The sequence below is a fragment of the Methylobacterium sp. 4-46 genome, assembly GCF_000019365.1.
Lineage (GTDB): Bacteria > Pseudomonadota > Alphaproteobacteria > Rhizobiales > Beijerinckiaceae > Methylobacterium.
Genome location: NC_010511.1, coordinates 5,830,375 through 5,846,938, shown reverse-complemented (window position 1 = coordinate 5,846,938; position 16,564 = coordinate 5,830,375). Strand labels below are relative to the sequence as shown.

At 72.7% G+C, this 16,564-nt stretch carries 13 protein-coding genes; 8 read left to right on the top strand and 5 right to left on the bottom strand.

Going from position 1 to position 16,564, the window contains the following annotated elements:
- The first annotated feature begins 93 nt into the window (after nt 1–93).
- Nucleotides 94–1,431: a lipopolysaccharide biosynthesis protein gene (locus M446_RS25690; protein WP_012335030.1), complete on the top strand. Its 1,338-nt coding sequence runs from the start codon at nt 94–96 to the stop codon at nt 1,429–1,431.
- The gene (locus tag M446_RS25685; RefSeq protein ID WP_012335029.1) at nt 1,428–2,576 is read left to right on the top strand and encodes a GNAT family N-acetyltransferase; all 1,149 of its coding nucleotides are present in this window, start codon (nt 1,428–1,430) and stop codon (nt 2,574–2,576) included. The genes M446_RS25690 and M446_RS25685 overlap by 4 nt, the downstream gene beginning before the upstream one ends.
- Nucleotides 2,577–2,839: 263 nt before the next feature.
- Here M446_RS25685 and M446_RS25680 read toward each other — a convergent pair whose 3' ends face one another.
- The 4 genes from M446_RS25680 to M446_RS25665 all read right to left on the bottom strand — a co-directional run bounded on the left by M446_RS25680 (nt 2,840) and on the right by M446_RS25665 (nt 8,972).
- Complete coding sequence (locus M446_RS25680; protein ID WP_012335028.1) at nt 2,840–4,510, bottom strand: methyl-accepting chemotaxis protein; 1,671 nt, start codon at nt 4,508–4,510, stop codon at nt 2,840–2,842.
- Between the two features lie 275 nt (nt 4,511–4,785).
- The gene (tsaA, locus tag M446_RS25675) at nt 4,786–5,274 is read right to left on the bottom strand and encodes a tRNA (N6-threonylcarbamoyladenosine(37)-N6)-methyltransferase TrmO (RefSeq protein WP_012335027.1); all 489 of its coding nucleotides are present in this window, start codon (nt 5,272–5,274) and stop codon (nt 4,786–4,788) included.
- A complete protein-coding gene (locus M446_RS25670) occupies nt 5,271–7,565 on the bottom strand; it encodes an amylo-alpha-1,6-glucosidase (protein ID WP_012335026.1) in 2,295 nt (764 codons plus the stop codon). Before M446_RS25670 ends, tsaA begins: the two co-directional genes overlap by 4 nt.
- A 276-nt stretch (nt 7,566–7,841) precedes the next feature.
- Nucleotides 7,842–8,972, bottom strand: coding sequence for a glycosyltransferase family 4 protein (locus M446_RS25665; RefSeq protein WP_012335025.1), 1,131 nt, complete (start codon nt 8,970–8,972; stop codon nt 7,842–7,844).
- 358 nt (nt 8,973–9,330) lie between these two features.
- Here M446_RS25665 and rpmI point away from each other — a divergent pair, with 358 nt between their 5' ends.
- The 5 genes from rpmI (at nt 9,331) to M446_RS25640 (ending at nt 14,509) form a co-directional block, all read left to right on the top strand.
- Nucleotides 9,331–9,531, top strand: a complete 201-nt coding sequence (rpmI, locus tag M446_RS25660; RefSeq protein WP_012335024.1) for a 50S ribosomal protein L35 — start codon at nt 9,331–9,333, stop codon at nt 9,529–9,531.
- A 52-nt stretch (nt 9,532–9,583) separates the two neighbouring features.
- On the top strand, nt 9,584–9,961 hold the full coding sequence (gene rplT, locus M446_RS25655; RefSeq protein ID WP_012335023.1) for a 50S ribosomal protein L20: 378 nt from the start codon (nt 9,584–9,586) through the stop codon (nt 9,959–9,961).
- A 246-nt stretch (nt 9,962–10,207) separates the two neighbouring features.
- Nucleotides 10,208–11,290: a phenylalanine--tRNA ligase subunit alpha gene (pheS, locus tag M446_RS25650; RefSeq protein ID WP_012335022.1), complete on the top strand. Its 1,083-nt coding sequence runs from the start codon at nt 10,208–10,210 to the stop codon at nt 11,288–11,290.
- 79 nt (nt 11,291–11,369) lie between these two features.
- The gene (gene pheT, locus M446_RS25645) at nt 11,370–13,796 is read left to right on the top strand and encodes a phenylalanine--tRNA ligase subunit beta (protein WP_012335021.1); all 2,427 of its coding nucleotides are present in this window, start codon (nt 11,370–11,372) and stop codon (nt 13,794–13,796) included.
- 74 nt (nt 13,797–13,870) lie between these two features.
- On the top strand, nt 13,871–14,509 hold the full coding sequence (locus tag M446_RS25640) for a VOC family protein (protein ID WP_012335020.1): 639 nt from the start codon (nt 13,871–13,873) through the stop codon (nt 14,507–14,509).
- A 733-nt stretch (nt 14,510–15,242) separates the two neighbouring features.
- Here the strand turns inward: M446_RS25640 and M446_RS37545 are convergent.
- Entirely contained in the window at nt 15,243–15,599 is a 357-nt protein-coding gene (locus M446_RS37545; protein WP_150108732.1) for a hypothetical protein, read from the bottom strand.
- 248 nt (nt 15,600–15,847) lie between these two features.
- On the opposite strand from M446_RS37545, the gene M446_RS25635 reads away from it, so the two are divergent.
- A complete protein-coding gene (locus M446_RS25635) occupies nt 15,848–16,240 on the top strand; it encodes a DUF4267 domain-containing protein (RefSeq protein ID WP_012335019.1) in 393 nt (130 codons plus the stop codon).
- The last annotated feature ends 324 nt before the right edge of the window (nt 16,241–16,564 follow it).

The window sequence follows — 16,564 nt, the reverse complement described above, 5'->3', positions numbered from 1 at the left end:
CCCTCCGATCGGCTTAACCCGCGCGCAATCCCCGGCCCCTAAACTCGCCGTTGCGGCGGCGCATCGCCAAGTCGCGCCCACCAGGTGTTCCCCATGGCGGCCGGGGCCTCTCTCAGCGACGCGTCGGCTTCCGTGGCGGGCCTCGCGCGCATGGCCGTCGCGGTGTTCGGCGTGCGGGTCGCCGCCGCGGGCTGCGCGCTCCTCGCCCAGGTGCTGATGGCGCGGGCCATGGGGCCCGCCGAGTACGGGATCTTCGCGGCGGTCTGGGTCTGGACGGCGCTCCTCGGCCACGCCTCCACCTGGGGCCTGTCGCAGGCGGCCTCCCGCTTCCTGCCGGAATACCGGGCGACGGGGACGGCGGCGCGGGGGCGGGGCTTCCTGGTGTTCGGGGCCGCGCTCTCCCTGGCCGCCGGGACGCTGCTCGCCGGGACCGGAGCCGCCCTCCTCGCCCTCGCGCCGGGCCTCGTGGAGCCCGGCCTGCGCGGGCCGCTGCTGCTCGGCGCCCTGGTCCTGCCGCTCGTCGCCCTGCAGGATTTCTGCGAGGGCGTCGCGCGGGGCCAGACCTGGACCCTGCTGGCCATCGCGCCGCCCTACCTGCTGCGGCAGGCGCTGCTGGCGGCGGCGATGCTGGCCGCGGTGGCCGCAGGGGCGCCCCCGCTCGCCGCGACCGCGGTCGCCTGCATGCTGGCCGCCACCGCCCTCTCCCTGGCGCTGCAGGGGGCCGCGCTCCTGGGGCGCCTCGCGCGCCTGCTGCCGCCCGGCCCGGGCGCCTATCCGTGGCGCGGCTGGATGCGCACCGCCCTGCCGCTCGCCCTCGTCGACTTGGCCGGCTCGGGCTTCAACTTCGCGGACGTTCTGGTGCTCGGCTTCCTGCTGCCCCCCGAGGCGGTCGGGCTCTACTTCGCGGCGACCCGCCTCGTGCAGGTCGTGGCCTTCGTCGCCTACGCGGCCTCCGCGGTCGCGGCCCCGCGCTTCGCGGAGGCGCAGGCCCGGGGCGACCGGGCCGGCCTCGCGCGCCTCGTGCGGCACTGGGCGCGCCTGACGCTCCTCGCCGTCCTGGCGACGGGGCTCGCGATCCTGGCCGCGGCGCCCGTGCTGCTCGGGCTGTTCGGCGCCGATTTCCGGGCCGGGCTGCCGCTCCTCGCGCTCCTGGTCGCCGGGCACGCCCTGGCGGCCGCCTTCGGCCCGGCGGAGGACGTGCTGAGCATGCTCGGGGCCGAGCGCCTCTGCGCGGCCCTCACGGGCGCGCTCCTCGTCCTCACGGTCGCCCTGATGCTGGCCCTGGTGCCGCCCCTCGGGGTGCTCGGGGCGGCGCTCGCCGCCGCCCTCGTCGTCGCGCTGCGCGGCCTCCTCCTGGCCCTGGCCGCGCGGCGGCGCCTCGGCCTCGCCACGGCGGCCATCGGCCCCACCCGTCCCGAGGCCGCCCCGTGAACGCCCCGTTCTCCCCGCGCGGCGCCTCCGCCTCGCTCGCGCCCGAGATCGTCCCGGCCGCCTCCCTCGACCCCGCCGCCTGGGACGCCCTCGTCGCGCGCGCGGCGGCGCCCTCGCCGGATTACGGCCGGCGCATGATCGCGGCCCACCTCGCCCACGGGCTCGCCCCGCCGGACCTCGCCTGCGTGGTCGTCCGGGACGGGCCGGCGCTGCTGGCGCTGCTGCCGATCCGGCCCGCGCGCCCGATGCTGCGAAGGAGCGCCGCGCCCTTCACCGCCCCGATCATCACGGCGACGGCGCCCCTCGTCGCCGAGGGCGCCGCTTTCGCGCCCGCCCTCGCGGCGCTGGTGGCGGGCCTCGCGCGCGTCTCGGACAGCTGGCGCTGGCCGCTCCTGCCCGCGGGCACGCCCGCCGGCGCCGGGCTCCTCGCCGCGATGGCGGAGGCAGGCTGGGGCGTCGAGACCGTCTCGCGCTTCGCGCGGCCGGTCCTCGACCGTTTCCCGGACCACGCCGCCTGCCTCGCCGCGGCGCCGAGCCGCAACCGGGTCAAGGACCTGCGGCGGCGGCGGCGGCGCCTCGACGCGCTCGGCGCCGTGCGCTTCGAGACGGTCGGGCCGGCGGGCGACCTCGGCGCCGCCTGCGCGGCCTTCCTCGCCCTGGAGCGGGCCGGCTGGAAGGGCCGGGTCGGCACCGCGCTGGCGAGCCGCCCCGCCACGGCCGCCTTGGCGGCCGATCTGTTCGGGGCGGGCGAGGGGCCGGTCACCGCCCGGGCGGACCTGCTGCGCCTCGACGGCGTGCCGATCGCCGCGAGCGTGGCGCTGACCTGCCGCCGGACCGTGTTCCTCCTGAAGACGGCCTACGACGAGCGCTACGCCGCCTTCGCGCCCGGCGCCCTGCTGGAGGCGGAGATCGTCCGCGCCCTGCACGAGGGATCCGAGGCCGACCGGCTCGATTCGGCGACGCAGGACAGCCGCGTCCTGGCGGACCTCTATCCGGGGCGCAGCGAGATCGTCGGCTTCGCGGCCTCGGCGCCGGGCGGCCCGCCGGTCGCCGCCCTGGCGGCCGCCCTGCGGCGCTCGGGGGCGTGGCGCGCGCGGGCGGCCGCCCTGCGGGCCTGGCTGCGACGGGCCGCCGCGCGGGGCTGATGCGGGGCGGACCCTGCCCGGCCCCGGCGGTCGCTCGCGGCGGATCTCGCCCTACGGTACTCGCCTGATCGGTCCGGCATCGCCGTCCGGCGCCCATCCGGCGCCAATCGGGACGGACCGCCGAGAGCCAGGATCGTGCCCAGGCGCGGCGCAAGTCCGAACCGATCAGGCGGAGATCGCGTCACCCGACACGGGGCGGACGGCCCCGCCCCCGTCGCCGCGTGAGCGTCGGATGACGCCGTCAACGACCTGCGCCGCGAGCCTCACGCGGCGGAGAGGGCCGAGAGGAAGCCGCTCACCTCGCGGGTGAGGGTGTCGGAGCAGTCCGACACCGCGTTGGCGGCCTCCAGCACCCGGGCGGCCGCGTCGCCCGTCAGGCCCGCGCCGCGGTGCAGCTCGGTCACGGTCTGCGTCACCTGCGCGGTCCCGGCGGCGGCCTCCTGCGCGCTGCGGGCGATCTCGCGGGTCGCGCCGCCCTGCTGCGAGACGGCCGCCGCGATGGCGCCCGCCGCGCCCGACATCGTGGCGATCACGCCGCCGATGCGGCCGAGATCCGCCACCGCCGCCCGCGTGGCGGCCTGGATCTCGCCGATATGACCGGCGATCTCCTCCGTCGCCCGGGCGGTCTGCCCGGCGAGGCTCTTCACCTCGGCGGCGACGACCGCGAAGCCGCGGCCCGCCTCGCCGGCCCGCGCCGCCTCGATCGTGGCGTTCAAGGCCAGCAGGTTCGTCTGCGCCGCGATGTCGGAGATCACCGCCACGACGCGGCTGATCCGCTCGGCGCTCGCCGCCAGCTGCTGCACGCTGGCATCGGTGCGGCGGGCATCCTCCTGCGCCTGGCCGGCCACCTGCGAGGAGGCGTCGACCCGCTCGACGATCTCCTGGATCGAGGCCGACATCTCCTCCGTGGCCGCCGCCACGGTCGCCACGTGCGACGAGGTCCGCTGCGCCGCCCCGGACACGATCTGCGCGTCGCGGGTCGCCACGTCGGCGGTCTCCACCAGCGTGCGGGCCTGATCCTCCATCGCCCGCGCCGCCGCCGCGACCTGCCTCACCAAGCCCCCGACGCTCTCCTCGAAGCGCTGCCCGAGGGCGGCCTGCTGCGCCCGGCGCTCGGCGCTCGCCCGGCGCTCGCCCTCGGCCTCCCGGCCGCGCAGGGTCTCGGCCTCGCGCATCGCCTCGGCGAAGACCGCCATGCTGGCCCAGATCTCGCCGATCTCGTCCCGGCGCCGCACCGCCTGCGGCAGCCGCACCTCGCCCGCGGCGAGGGCCCGGATCGCCGCCGTGACCTGCTGCAGCGGCCGCCCGATCTGGCGCTGGGCCACCAGGGCCCCGAGCGCGACCGAGGCCAGCGCTCCGCCGAGGGCGAGCCCGAGCAGCAGCCGCATGCGGTCGTCGGCGAGGCGCCGCGCCTGCCCCTCGATCGCCGCGACGGAATCCTGGCTGTGGGCGGTCAGCGCGTCGATGCTGACCTGGAAGGCCTTGCGGTTGGCCCGGTTCGCCTCGTTGTTGCCCTGCAGGGCCGCGGCCTGGGGCGAGACCTCGCGGGCGAGCCGCACCGTCTCGAGCCGGAAGCTCCGGAAGGCCGCCGCCCCCTTGACCACCGCCTCGAGCAGGGGCCTTTCCTCGTCCGGGACGAGGGGGGTCCAGCGGGCGAGGAGCGCGTCGACCGCGTCGAGCGAGGCCACGAGCCCGTCCGCGAAGGGCCGCGCCTCCGCGACGTCCTTCGCGGCGTAGATCCCGCGGGACTCCATCACGGCGGCCGTGACGAGGCGGTTCAGCCGCTCGCTGTAGAGCGCCCGGGTCGAGGTCGCCCGCACCGCTTCCAGGTCGCCGCCGACCGCCGCCAGGAAGTGCACGGCCAGCGCCGCCACCAGGAGCGTCACGCCCCCGAGCGCGCCCATGAGGGCGAGCAGCTTGCTTCGGATCCGCATAGGCAAGACCAAATATCGATACAGACGGATCCGGTTCTATCGGCGACTGTTTGATAAAATGTAACTCATCTGAACCCTTCAGAAGTCGTCGCGCCTAGTTCGATGCAGGCGCGCTTCGAAGATTAGGGCCGCGGCGGCGCAGACATGGCAGGTCTCCGATGCGGCGCGGACAAGACCAGGCCGCCTCAGCAACGGAAGCGGGAAGTCAGACCATCCGGCCTGACGGAGCGCTGCCGGCCGCCGCGACGCGGCCTGGACTGCCCCGGCCGCCGCCCTCAGGCCTCGTGCCAGCCGACCCGCGCCCCGGGCTTTGAGTCGGTCGAGGCGAAGTAGGGCTTGATGTCGAGGAGCGGGGTCCCGTCGAGGCAGTCGAGGCCGCGCACGGTGAGCCGGTGCCCGGCGATGCCGAGGAGGTCGACGACCGCGAGGGCGATCGGGTTCGGCCGCGCCGGCGAGCGCAGCGCGAAGGTGCCGCGCGGGCCGGCGGCGTGGCGGGGGCGCTGCACCAGCAGCGAGCGCGGCGCCCGGTCCATCCAGTAGAGGAGGATCAGGTGGGTCGTGCCGTCGAGGGCGAGGAGGCCCGGGGCGAAGCGCGGATCGAGCTCGACCGTGCAGGCGGCGTCCGACTGCGCCGCGTTGCGCGGGCATTCCTCGCGGCGCGTCCAGGGGGTGCGCAGGCGCCCGATGAAGTGGAGGCCGGCGTCGAATTCGGCGGGGAGGGGGATGCCCTCCTCGCCGGGGCGCAGGCCGAACTCGCCGCTCACTTCATCAGCACCACCTGCGCGTCGCCCTTGCGGCGCAGGACGTTGACCGTCACGTCGGGGCCGTGGCGGTGGAGCAGGAGGTCGACGCGGGAGGGGCCGAGCTTCAGGTTGCGGATCAGCACCCGGTCGAGGAAGCCCGGCAGGATCGGGTCGCGGAAGCGGATCCGGTTGCGGTCGTGGCGCAGTTCGAGGCCGAGGCAGGCGGCCAGGAAGGCGAAGGGCGCCGCGGCCGCCCAGGCCTGCGGGCTGCAGGCCACCGGGTAATTGGTGGGCCCGCGCTGGTTGCGCTGGCTGAAGCCGCAGAACAGTTCCGGCAGCCGCCGCCCGTCCTGGTAGAGCGACGCGCCGTGCTGGCCCTCGAAGACCCGCGCCGCCGCCGCCTTGTGGCCGTAGCGGGCGAGGCCCAGCGCCACGATGGCGTTGTCGTGCGGCCAGATCGAGCCGTTGTGGTAGGACATCGGGTTGTAGCGCGCCTCGCCCTGCGCGATCGTGCGCACGCCCCAGCCGTTGAACCCGTCCTTGGACATCAGCACCTCGGCGACGCTCGCCGCCCGCTCGGGCAGCGCGATGCCGGTGAAGAGGGCGTGGCCGGCATTGGAGGCCCGCACCGCGCAGGGGCGCTTCTCCCCGTCGAGGGCGAGGGCGTAGGTGCCGATCTCCGGCAAGTAGAACGCCCGGTCGAAGGCGGTCCGCAGGCGCTCGGCGGCGTCCTTCAGGCGCTCCGACAGGGCGACGTGGCCGAGCACGCCCGCGAGCTTCGAGGCGGCGCGCTTGGCGGCGTAGACGTAGCCCTGCACTTCGCAGAGCGCGATCGGGCCCTGGGCCATGCGGCCGTCCGCGTGGAAGATCGAGTCGTGGCTGTCCTTCCAGCCCTGGTTGGCGAGGCCCTTGTCGGTCTCCCGGGCGTACTCGACGAAGCCGTCGCCGTCCCGGTCGCCGTAGGTGTCGATCCATTCGAGGGCGGCCAGGATGTTCGGCCAGATCGCCTGGACGGTCGCCCTGTCGCCGGTCTGCTCGAAATACTGGCCGGCCAGCATCACGAAGAGCGGCGTCGCGTCGATCGTGCCGTAGTAGAGCGCGAAGGGCACCTCGCCGAGATTGGCCATCTCGCCGTGGCGGGTCTCGTGCAGGATCTTGCCCGGCTGGGCATCGGCCGCCGGGTTGTTGGTCCTCGCCTGGGTCGCCGCGAGGTAGCGCAGCACGCCCCTGGCGATGTTGGGGTCGATCCAGAGCGTCATCATCGCCGTGATGATGCCGTCGCGGCCGAACACCGTGCTGTACCAGGGGATGCCCGCGTAGGGGTAGATCCCGTGGGTCGTGCGGGTCGCCAGCATGTAGAGGTCGGCGGTGGCCCGGCAGGCCGCCTCGTTGAACTGGTCGTTCGAGCTCTCGATGGTGGTGATGTCGGCGGTGGCCGCGCGCAGGTCGCGGCGCGCGTCGCGGTAGGCCAGCGCGAAGGCCATGCCCTCGCCCTTGGCGTGGCCCTCCTCGCGGCGCGGGTTGGGGTAGACCGGGGAGGAGGTGGGCAGGGCGCTGCCGGTCACGGCGACCAGCGCGTCGGCCTTGACGTCGCTCGCATCGAACACCGCCCGCACGAAGATCGAGGCCCGGCCGCCGGGGGCGAGGCGGATCTCGAACTCGGCCCGGTGCGGCTCGATCACGGTCGGGGCGGGGCCGAAGCGCAGGCGGGTGGTGCGCAGCCGGTTGTCGAGGCCCTGGTAGCGGAAGGTGACCTCGTCGGGCCGCGTGACCACGACGCTGCGCTGGCCGCGCCGCTCGCGGGTGGCGCCGCGGACCTCGAACAGGTCGCGGAAATCCGCGTCGAAGGTCAGGGCGAGGCGCAGGTGCCGGGGCCGGGTGTCGTAGTTGCGCAGCCCGATCCGGTCGTAGCAGGTGCCCCGGAACATGAACTTGGTGCGGTCGAGGGCGATGATCTCGCGCGGGATCGAGGTCTCGTCGCCCGCGTCGAGGCGGATGTCGGGCGTGGTCATGTCGACCGAGAGCGCGCCGTTGTCGTCCTGGATCACCGAGCCGAGCAGGAGCGGGCGCTGGCCCTCCACCGTGAGCTGGAGGCGCGACAGGAACCGGGTGTCCTGGAAGTACAGGCCCTCGGGCCCGGGGAAGACCCCGATGTCGCCGTAGCTGTCCAGCACCGCGAACGCGTCGCCGTGCTTGAGAGAGCGCAGGGGCCGCTCGACCAGGGAGGTCTGGGCCTCGATGTGGTACTGGGGCAGGGGCTCGTCGTCGGGGACGCCGGGAAAGGGGCTCCTCTCCTGCACGGTCGCGGCCATCGGGGCGGGTCTCCAGGTCTCGAGGGCAGGACGCGTCGGGCGCGCGGCCCGAATCACTGCGCCCCCATAGGCCCGCCAATGTGGGCCATCCTGCGGCCCGCGCCAGGGGCAGGACGCCGCGAGGCGGCTTTCCCGACCTGAGCCCGGCTCAGACGCCGTCCGGACGATCACGTCCGGACGGCGATCACACGCAAGAAGGCCCGGCCTCCGCGGGGAGGCCGGGCCTTTCGCCGTCCCGCACGGGACGGGACGCCGTCCCGCACGGGACGGATCGGGTCAGAGCGGCCAGAGGCCGGCCGGCTTCGCCCCGTGCACGCCGTTCGCGGCGCCCGCCCCGATCTCGGGGCGCAGGCCCGGCAGCTTGATCGCCGCCGCGTCAGCGGCGATCAGCGACTCGTAGGCGTTGAGGTAGGTGTTGGCCATCACGGTCGCGGTGAAGCGCGTGTCGAAGTAGCGGCGCACCGCCTGGCGGCTCATGCCCTTCACGGTCTCGACGGCGGCCACGGCCTCGTCCATGGACTCGACCAGGACGCCCGACACGCCGTCCTTGATGACTTCCGGCACGGAGCCGTTGCGCCACGCGATCACCGGCGTGCCCGCCGACATCGCCTCGATCATCACCAGGCCGAACGGCTCCGGCCAGTCGATCGGGAAGGCGAGCGCCAGGGCGTTGCCGAGAAACTCGTGCTTCTGGTCCTCGTTGATCTCACCGATATACTCGATGAGCGGGTGATGGGTCATCGGCTCGATGACCTCGTCCCAGTATTCCTGGTCGGCCTTGTCGACCTTGGCGGCGATCTTGAGCTTGACGCCGGAGCGCTTGGCCATCTCGATGGCGCGGTCGGGGCGCTTCTCGGGCGAGATGCGGCCCAGGAAGGCGAGGTAGCCGCCGTCCCTCGGCGCGGCCGAGAAGCGGCAGTTCTCCGCCGGCAGGCCGTGATGGATCGTCGCCAGCCAGTTGGCGTTCGACGGCATCGGGCCGCGCTGGTGGTCGGAGATCGACACGAGCGGCATGCCCGTGAAGGTCCGGTAGACCGGCATGAAGTCCGGCACGTCGAGGCGCCCGTGCAGGGTCGTGACGCACTTGTGGTTCAGGTCCTCGAACAGCGGATACTGCAGGAGGTCGATGTGGAAGTGGATGATGTCGAATTCGTCCGCCCGCCGGCGCAGGTGGTAGAGCATGGCGAGGTGGCTCGCCACGTGGTCGCGGATGCCGGCGAGGCGCAGGCCCTCGGGGGCGCAGGCGACCAGCTTGGCGCTCGTCTCCGAGTCGCCGCTCGCGAACAGGGTCACGTCGTGGCCCTGGCGCACCAGCTCCTCCGTCAGCCACGAGACCACACGTTCGGTGCCTCCGTAGAACTTGGGCGGCACGGCCTCTGCGAGGGGGGCGATCTGGGCTATGCGCACGACGAATTCTCCTGAGACGCCAATCGTTGGCGGGATCAAGCACGATCGGGCCTGAGCGGGACATGAACAGAACCGCGACGCCACGCTTATGGTTCCGGTGCGTCGCACAAGACGAGGGGCGGCGCGGCCTCGTCCCCGCTGCGCACAGGGCGCCCCGGGCCCCTGCCGCCCGGCGCGGGCGCCGCGGCGCCCGGCAAGCCGTGATTGCGGGCCGGGATCGGCTGTGCTAGAGCGCGCGCCTCGACCGAACCGCCCGGCCGTGAGGGCTGCCGTGGCGGTTCGCTTCGCTCCACGCAACCGATGCGCGTGACGGTCGGGCTCCTCCGGAGCCCGGTCCCCGCGCGTTCAGGAGAGCCAAATGCCCAAGCTCAAGACCAAGTCGGGCGCCAAGAAGCGCTTCAAGATCACCGGGACCGGCAAGGTCCTGTACGCCCAGGCCGGCAAGCGCCACGGGATGATCAAGCGGACCACGAAGCAGATCCGCAACCTGCGCGGCACGACCACCCTGTTCGAGGGCGACGCCGCCAACGTGAAGAAGTTCTTCCTGCCGAACGGCTGAGAGCTTCCGAGCCGCGATCCGTCTGTTTCGTAGAATTGTTCAGGAGATCATCATGGCACGCGTCAAGCGCGGCGTAACGAGTCACGCCAAGCACAAGAAGGTGCTGAAGGCCGCCAAGGGCTATTACGGCCGGCGCAAGAACACGATCCGCATCGCCAAGCAGGCGGTGGAGAAGGGCCTCCAATACGCCTACCGCGACCGGAAGAACCGGAAGCGCAACTTCCGCTCGCTGTGGATCCAGCGCCTCAACGCGGCGGCCCGGGAGCACGGCCTGACCTATTCGCGCCTGATCGACGGGCTCGCCAAGGCGGGCATCGTCGTGGACCGCAAGGCGCTCTCCGAGCTCGCCATCCACGAGCCGGCGGCCTTCGCGGCCGTGGTCGAGCAGGCCCGGGCGGCCCTGCCGGCCGAGACCGCGCAGGCGGCGTAGCGGCGGCGCTTCCGGGGGCTCGGCCCGCCCGGGGGCTGCATGGTTCGACGGCCCGCCCTCGCGCGGGCCGTTTCCGTTTGGGCGGCGCGCCGCGCCGCGGTTTGGGCGGCGCTGCGCGCCGCGGTTTGGGCGGCGCTGCGCCGCGAGTGGGGCGGCGCGCCGCGCGCGAGGCCGGGCGGCATCGCGGCGGCTTGACCGCCCGTGCCTCGCGGGGCAGGGCATCCGGCGCGATCCGGCAGGGACACGATGACCGATCTTCACAGCCTCGAATCCGACCTCCTGGCGCAGGTCGAGGGCGCCGCCGACGAGGCCGCGCTCGAAGGCGTGCGGGTGGCCGCCCTCGGCAAGAAGGGCGCCGTCTCCGAACTCCTGAAGACCCTGGGGAGCCTGTCGCCCGAGGAGCGCAGGGAGCGCGGCCCGCTGATCAACGGACTTCGCGACCGGGTCCAGGGCGCGATCCTGGCCCGCCGCGAGACGCTCGCCGAGGCGGCCCTCGCGGCGCGGCTCTCCGCCGAGCGCATCGACGTGACGCTCCCGGTGCGCGAGGGCCCCGAGACGCGCGGGCGCGTCCACCCGATCACCCAGGTGATCGACGAGATCACGGCGATCTTCGGCGACATGGGCTTCGCGGTGGCCGAGGGGCCGGACATCGAGACGGACGAGCTCAACTTCACGGCCCTGAACTTCCCCGAGGGCCATCCGGCCCGGGAGATGCACGACACCTTCTTCCTGCCGCCGGGCCGCGACGGGACGCGCAAGCTCCTGCGCACCCACACCTCGCCGGTGCAGGTCCGCACGATGCGCAGCCAGCAGCCGCCGATCCGGGTGATCTGCCCCGGCCGCACCTACCGGCACGATTCCGACCAGACCCACACGCCGATGTTCCACCAGGTCGAGGGCCTGGTGATCGACCGCACGGCGACGCTCGCCCACCTGAAGTGGATCCTGGAGGAGTTCTGCAAGGCGTTCTTCGAGGTCGAGAGCGTGAAGATGCGCTTCCGGCCCTCGTTCTTCCCGTTCACGGAGCCCTCCGCCGAGGTCGACATCCAGTGCTCGCGCAAGGGCGGGGAGATCCGCTTCGGCGAGGGCGACGACTGGCTGGAGATCCTGGGCTGCGGCATGGTGCACCCGAACGTGCTGCGCCAGTGCGGCCTCGACCCGGACGAGGTGCAGGGCTTCGCCTGGGGCATGGGCATCGACCGCATCGCGATGCTCAAGTACGGCATGCCGGACCTGCGCCCGTTCTTCGAGGCGGACGTGCGCTGGCTCGACCATTACGGCTTCCGGCCCCTCGACATTCCGAGCCTCGTCGGCGGGCTCACGGGCTGAGGGCGGCGTCGCGGTTCCCCGTCGCCCCCCGCCCGGACGCGCAAGTCCCGACTCCCTTCCAGCCAACGGCCGGCGCCCCATGAAATTCACCCTCTCCTGGCTCAAGGACCACCTCGACACCGACGCGTCCCTCGACGTCATCGTCGAGACGCTGACCCGCATCGGGCTCGAAGTGGAGCGCGTCGAGAACAGGGCGGCGGACCTCGCCGCCTACCGGATCGCCGCCGTGCTCACCGCCGAGCCGCATCCCAATGCCGACCGGCTGCGGGTCTGCACCGTCGATCTCGGGGACGGGGCCGCGCCCGTCCAGGTCGTCTGCGGCGCGCCGAACGCGCGGGCGGGCATGCGCAGCGTCTTCGCGCCGCCCGGCACCTACGTGCCGGGCAAGAACATCACCCTGTCGGTCGGCACGATCCGGGGCGTCGAGAGCCGCGGCATGCTCTGCTCGGGGGCCGAGCTCGGCCTCTCGGAGGACCACGACGGCATCCTCGACCTGCCGGCGGACGCGCCCGTGGGCGAGACCTACGCGGCCTATGCGGGCCTCGACGACCCGGTGATCGAGATCAACCTGACGCCGAACCGGCCCGACTGCACGGGCGTCGCCGGCATCGCCCGCGACCTCGCGGCGGCCGGGCTCGGGCGGCTCAGGCGCGAGACCCTGCCGACCCTGCGCGGGGAGGGGCCCTGCCCGGTCGCGGTGACCCGCGCCCTCGCCCCCGAGGACGGCCATCTCTGCCCGCTCTTCGGCCTGCGGCTCGTGCGCGGCGTGCGCAACGGCCCCTCGCCCGAATGGCTGCAGCGCCGCCTCAAGGCGATCGGCCTGCGGCCGATCAATGCGCTGGTCGACATCACGAACTTCATCACCTTCGACCGCGGCCGGCCGCTCCACGTCTTCGACGCCGCCAAGGTGAGGGGGGACCTCACGGTGCGCCGGGCGCGCGAGGGCGAGGAGCTCCTCGCCCTCGACGGCCGGACCTACCAGCTCGACGACGGGATCGTGGTCATCGCCGACGCGGCGGGGCCGGAATCGATCGCCGGCATCATGGGCGGGGAGCCTTCGGGCTGCGACGAATCCACCACCGACGTGCTGATCGAATCGGCGCTTTGGGACCCGCGCACCATCGCCCGGACCGGGCGGCGGCTCGGGATCATCACGGATGCCCGCTACCGGTTCGAGCGCGGCGTCGACCCGGCCTTCACCCTGCCCGGCCTCGACCTCGCGACCCGGATGGTGATCGAGCTCTGCGGCGGCGTCCCGACCGAGGCGACGGTCGCGGGCGAGAGGCCCGAGACCGACCGCGTCATCGATTTCCCCTGGACGGAGGTGCGCCGCCTCTCGGGGCTCGACCTGCCGCGGCCCGAGATGAAGGTGACGCTGGAGGCGCTGGGCTTCCACGTCTCCGGCAGCGGCGACCGGGTCAAGGTGCTGCCGCCCTCCTGGCGGCCGGACGTCGAGGGCAAGGCCGACCTCGTCGAGGAGATCGTGCGCATCGCCGGCCTCGACCGGATCGAGCCGAAGCCGCTGCCGCGGGTCGAGGCGGCGGTGATCCGCCCGGTCCTGACGGTGCTGCAGAAGCGCACCCGCCTCGCCAAGCGCGAACTCGCCGCGCGCGGCCTCGTCGAGGCGGTGACGTGGTCCTTCATCGCCAAGGCGGATGCCGAGGCGTTCGGCGGCGGGCGGCCGGACCTGGCGCTGGCGAACCCGATCGCGGCGGACCTCTCGGACATGCGCCCGAGCCTGCTGCCCGGCCTGTTGCGGGCGGGCCAGCGCAACGCCGACCGGGGCTACCCGGACGTCGCCCTGTTCGAGGTCGGGCAGTGCTTCGCCTCCGACGCGCCCGAGGGCCAGACCATGCGGGCGGCGGCCCTGCGGCGGGGCAGCGCGCGCGCCGCCGGCGCGGGCCGGCACTGGGACGGCGCGGCGCGGCCGGTCGACGCCTACGAGGCGAAGGCGGATGCGCTGGCGCTGCTCACGGCCCTCGGCGTGCCGGTCGGCGGGCTGCAGGTCGTGGCCGGCGGGCCGGACTGGTTCCATCCCGGCCGCTCCGGCACGCTGCAATTCGGGCCGAGGACCCCGATCGGGCATTTCGGCGAAGTGCATCCCCGGGTGCTCAGGGCGCTCGACGTGAAGGGACCGGTCGTCGCCTTCGAGATCGTGCTCGACGCCCTGCCCCTGCCCAAGCACCGGCCGACCAAGGTCAAGCCGGCCGCGAAGCTCTCGGATTTCCAGCCGCTGAGCCGCGACTTCGCCTTCGTGGTGGGCCGCGACGTCGCGGCCGGCGACATCCTGCGCGCCGTGCAGGGGGCCGAGCGGACGCTCGTCGCGGGGGCCGAGGTCTTCGACGTCTACGAGGGGCCGGGGATCGGGGCGGACCAGAAGTCCGTCGCGGTCGCGGTGCGGCTGCAGCCGGTTGACCGCACCCTCACGGAGGCCGACATCGAGGCGGTGAGCGCCCGGATCGTCGCCGAGGTGGCGAAGAAGACCGGCGCCACGCTGCGGGGCTGACGCCCGGCGCCGGGCGGGTCCGGGGAAGGGGCGATGACGGACGCGAGCGCCGGGAGGGGGCCGTGAGCGCGCAGATGCTGCGGCTCGACCATTTGGTGATCGTCGCCCCGACGCTCGCCGAGGGCGAGGCGCATGTTCAGGCGTGCCTCGGGCTGCCGATGCGGGCCGGCGGCCGCCATCCCCAGATGGGCACGCACAACCTCGTCCTGCGGCTCGGGGACGACCTCTATCTGGAGGTGATCGCGCGCGACCCCGAGGCACCGGCGCCGGCCGGGCCGCGTTGGTTCGGCCTCGACGACCTGGACGCGGTGCGGGCGGCCTGGGCGCGCGGGCGGCGGCTGCGCACGCTGGTGGCGCGGACGGGAGCGATCGCCGCGGTCGCGGCCGCGCATGGCGCCCTGGTGGGGTGCCCGGCGCGGATCTCGCGGGGGGAGCGGTCCTGGCTGTTCGCCCTGCGGCCGGACGGCACCCTGCCGGAGGACGGCGCCGTGCCCAGCGTGATCGACTGGGAGGGGCTCCCGGGCCCGGCCGGCGCGATGCCGGAGGCGGGGGCGCGGCTCGTCCGCCTCGACCTCGCGCATCCCGAGCCGGACCGGATCGCGGCGCTGCACGCGCGGCTCGGCCTCGTCGACCCGCCCGCCTTCCGGGCGGGCCCGGACTTCGCGCTGCGGGCGCTGGTGCGCACGCCGGCGGGGGAGCGCGTCCTCACCTGAGGGGGCTCGTTCCCGGGTGCCCGTCGGCACCATGCGTCGGGTCGCGGAACCGGGCCGCCGCGGTGCAGCGCCCGCGCCCCCAGGTGTCCGCGCAGCTTACCCCTCTGATAGAGGTCAACTCAGGACTGAGAACAACCCGGCCCTGGCTCGGCACTGCATCGCGGCCACACGGGCCGCCCGTGACTCCGCCCTGAGTTCCGCCGCTTGGTCGAGAAGTCCCTGCTCGGTCAGGTCAGCCGCAAACCGCCAAAGCTCGCCTGCAATCCAGTCGTTCTTGATGGCTCTGAAGAGCAGGTTGCCCTGAGAAGGCTGCGAGAACCCGTGCGCGTCGTGTGAAGGCATGAAGCACCCCCGTCTGGCACGTTGCTAAGCGCCACCTTCCGAGATGCGCCTGGGCCAGTAAGGCTGCAGTCGGGTGCTGGTTCCATGACAGGGCCGCCCTCAGAATGTTTATCATACCGTACCTTCGGTGGATGGTGGCCGCTCTGAGGAGTCTCATGCTGACCTCGCAGACATCGTCCGCCAGCTTGAGGTCAAGGCTGCCGGGGTCTATGCCGGCAAGGGGCGCCCTGCATGGGGGCCTGCTGAGAAGGTCAGGGAGCTTCACGCCACCGGAACGGGTCCGGCCGCCATCGGCGAGGAACTCGGCATCGGTCGCGGGTCGGTGCACCGGGCGTTGAACCCGGAAGCTGCGTGATGGTGGCTGGACAGGAGCTTGAGGCGAAGCAGGCGCCTACCTCATGCGGCTGCCAGCCTCATGCGGCCGATCGGCCTCTACGATACTGACATACCTACTCTGAGTAGGAGTGATGCCCCTCCAGGCTACCTCTATTCTCAGAATTTCCTTTTTAACTGATAAGTTATATTTGCCTTCGCCGTCAGGCTCTCCTACCTCCTCAATACGAGCTACAAAGTAGGCAGGCTTATTGCTGGTCTCATGAAGGTAGAGCCACCCACCCCGTAAGGCGAGCGCCTCTTCTGGAGGAATTCTCCAATATCCCGATTTAAAAACTCCCTGACCTTTTCCAACTTGAAATAGGTTGTCTGGTCTGCCGTTCTTGTAGTGGCAGACTGCATGCATTGCCTTCATTCAGCACGCCTCCTTGCTGCTAAGCGTACTGAGGACAAGGCGCGGAGGCGAGCGAAGCTTACATCCGTCCACGGGCTTCATAGTTCGGCTCACACGCGGAGCACGTTCGGCACGTGATGCCGCCCTCGCTGCCAGATTCGGTGCCCTTGCGCCTGTCAGGCAGGAGATGGACGTGGTCTCAAGGCGCCTGGGCACGACACCGCAGGCGCCCTCCACGGTTGACCTCACGCAGCCGGAGGAGGGCCAGCGTGGCTTCTGCCGACCAACACCTATCCAGTTCAGAGCTGAGCTTCTGGGCCGTCCTGGGCCTCGCGGCGGTGTTCTTGTGCCTGAGCGGCCTGTTCATCGCAGCCCCGACCGCCGGAGCTTCGATCTTCGGCATACCGGCTCCTGGCAATGTCTCTGATGCGTATCTGCGTGCCATCGGTTTCCGAGACGCTGCCTTGGCCCTCTATCTGGCCGGGCTCGTCTGCTTCTCGTCCAGACGTGCGGTGGGCATCGTCCTGAGCGCAACCGTCCTCATTCCGGTCTGTGATGTCACCCTCGTCTTGTCGGTGGGCACCGCCGCCTGGTGGCAGATCGGGCTTCACGCCATCAGTGCAACTATCTTGATCGTTATGTCTATCTGGGTGCTGAGATGAGAGATGAAACGGGTGTATTGGCCGCCATAAGTCTCTAATCTGTCTCACATATCGTCTATTATGTGCCTAATGGCTCTCGGAGGACGGCTACGAATCTTGGGGTGCATATGTCACGTATGTGCCGCGCACTGGGCGGTTCATTCCCGGCTGCGTCACGGTTCAGTCTGTACGGCAAGGCTGACACGGCGCGTCTACGGAGGGCATGGGGCGGTCCGATCAGGTGGGCGTTGCGGAGGCCGTCCTGGGCTCGTACCGGCGCCTCGCGGGGGCTCGTGTCGAGAAGGACAGGGAGAGCCCGCTGCGCGGGCAGTTGGAGGCACGCTG

Excerpts from the sequence above, each read along its gene's own strand:
- M446_RS25640 (WP_012335020.1), top strand. The coding sequence starts at position 13,871 with ATGCTGCGGCTCGACCATTTGGTGATCGTCGCCCCGACGCTCGCCGAG.
- pheS (WP_012335022.1), top strand. The coding sequence starts at position 10,208 with ATGACCGATCTTCACAGCCTCGAATCCGACCTCCTGGCGCAGGTCGAG.
- rplT (WP_012335023.1), top strand. The coding sequence starts at position 9,584 with ATGGCACGCGTCAAGCGCGGCGTAACGAGTCACGCCAAGCACAAGAAG.
- M446_RS25680 (WP_012335028.1), bottom strand. The coding sequence starts at position 4,510 with ATGCGGATCCGAAGCAAGCTGCTCGCCCTCATGGGCGCGCTCGGGGGC.
- pheT (WP_012335021.1), top strand. The coding sequence starts at position 11,370 with ATGAAATTCACCCTCTCCTGGCTCAAGGACCACCTCGACACCGACGCG.
- M446_RS25670 (WP_012335026.1), bottom strand. The coding sequence starts at position 7,565 with ATGGCCGCGACCGTGCAGGAGAGGAGCCCCTTTCCCGGCGTCCCCGAC.
- M446_RS37545 (WP_150108732.1), bottom strand. The coding sequence starts at position 15,599 with ATGAAGGCAATGCATGCAGTCTGCCACTACAAGAACGGCAGACCAGAC.
- M446_RS25690 (WP_012335030.1), top strand. The coding sequence starts at position 94 with ATGGCGGCCGGGGCCTCTCTCAGCGACGCGTCGGCTTCCGTGGCGGGC.
- rpmI (WP_012335024.1), top strand. The coding sequence starts at position 9,331 with ATGCCCAAGCTCAAGACCAAGTCGGGCGCCAAGAAGCGCTTCAAGATC.